The following is a 1,627-nucleotide window of genomic DNA, read 5'->3' as shown; positions in this document are numbered from 1 at the left end:
AGGTCGGGGGGTGCGACGTGGGCGACTGGTCYGACGGCTTCGATGGCTGTCCCGACGGCTGTCTCGATGGCCGCCCCGATGGTCGCTTCGACGGCTGCCCCGATGGCGGCTTCGGTGGCTCTTCGATGGTCAGGGTGCTCAGGAATCTCGCGTAGGCCGCGCCCTCGGGCCCCTCGGGGTCAGTGCGGCCGGACTCCCAGGAGCGGACCGTTTCGCGTGCGACGCCGAGCGCCGTGGCGAGCTCGGACTGGGTCAGCGACTCCGCCTCGCGCAGCCTGCGTCGTTCCTTGGGGGACGGCAGAGACGTGGCAGGGCTCTGGGTCATGTCGGACTCTCCGCAGCGTGGGCCGACGCACCACGGACTGCCGGGCAGGGCCGTCCGCAGTACGAATAATTACATAAACGTATATTGGGCGACACATCCGATATTCGCCTGTTACGCGGAGAAAGCGCGTGTCGTTGGCAGCATGGCCGGGTGACCCAAACGACCGATCACAGCGTCTCGTCGCCGCCGGTGAAACTGGAGCGCGAACGGTTGCGGGACCGTTCGCCCGCCCTGGCCACCTGTATGGCGGGCGGGGCCGTCGCCGCGTGCCTCGGTCTCGGCGCGCTCGCCGTTCTCGTGATGGTGCTGTGGATCGGCTCGCCGTATCCGGACAGCGGGCCCGGCGGGGTGCTGCGCGTCGTGGCGAGCCTCTGGCTGCTGGCCCATGGGACCGAGCTGATCAGGGCGGACACCCTCTCGGGGGTGCCCGCGCCGGTCGGGCTCACCCCGCTGCTCCTCGTCGCCCTGCCGGGCTGGCTCGTGCATCGGGCGGCGCGGGACGCGGCGGCTCCCGAGGGGCGGGCCCATCCCGCGCGGACGGCGTGGTGCGGGGTGGTGACGGGGTACCTCCTCGTCGCTCTCTGCGCGCTGGTGTACGCGTCGGGCGGCGAGCCGCGGCCCGACTGGTTCGGGGCGGTGGTGCGGGTGCCGCTGCTGGTGGCGGGCGCCGCCGGGTTCGGGGTGTGGGCCGCGCACGGGCGCCCGCGCGGCCCCCTGCCGGTCTCCGCGCGGCCCGCCCTGAACGTGCTGCCCGCGCGCGTGCGGCCCTACGTCGTACGGGGGTTCTTCGTGCGGCGCAGGGCGCTCGCCGTGGTGCGGGCCGCGGCGGCGGGGGCGTTGACGCTGGTCGGCGGGGGTGCGCTGCTCGTCGCGGTGTCCCTCGTACTGCACCACGGTGCGGTTCAGGCATCGTTCGGCCAGATCACGGGCGTGTGGTCGGGGCGGGTGGCGGTGATCCTGCTGGCTCTGGCGCTGGTGCCCAACGCGGCGGTCTGGGGCGCGGCCTACGCCCTCGGGCCCGGTTTCGACCTCGGTACGGGCACCGTCGTGGCGCCCCGCGGGGTGGCGGAGGCTCCGCTGCTGCCGCCGTTCCCGCTGCTTGAGGCGGTGCCCGCGGCGGGGCCCGGGGTGCCGCTCGACGCGGCGGTGCTCGCGGCCACCGTGCAGGCGGCGGCGCCCGCCTTCGGGGAGCGTTCCGAGGCGTGGTCGGCGGGGCGTACCGCCGCGGGGGCCGCGGTGTCGGCGGCGTTGTGCGGGGCGGCCGTGGCGGTACTCGCGGCGCTGGCGGGCGCGCCGATGGGC

2 protein-coding genes are annotated in these 1,627 nt (G+C 75.0%); one reads left to right on the top strand and one right to left on the bottom strand.

Annotated features, from left to right (window positions below; all coding sequences use genetic code 11):
- Positions 1–325: helix-turn-helix transcriptional regulator (locus AB8Z36_RS40395; RefSeq protein ID WP_369218330.1), on the bottom strand; the 325-nt coding region annotated here is incomplete at its 3' end.
- 150 nt (positions 326–475) lie between these two features.
- On the opposite strand from AB8Z36_RS40395, the gene AB8Z36_RS40390 reads away from it, so the two are divergent.
- Positions 476–1,627, top strand: a 1,152-nt coding sequence (locus AB8Z36_RS40390; protein WP_369218329.1) for a cell division protein PerM, incomplete at its 3' end; no start/stop codon positions are given.

The organism is Streptomyces flavofungini, assembly GCF_041028215.1.
Classification (GTDB): domain Bacteria; phylum Actinomycetota; class Actinomycetes; order Streptomycetales; family Streptomycetaceae; genus Streptomyces; species Streptomyces flavofungini_B.
The sequence above is the reverse complement of the archived record's forward strand: the minus strand, read 5'-3'. Positions and strand labels throughout refer to the sequence as shown.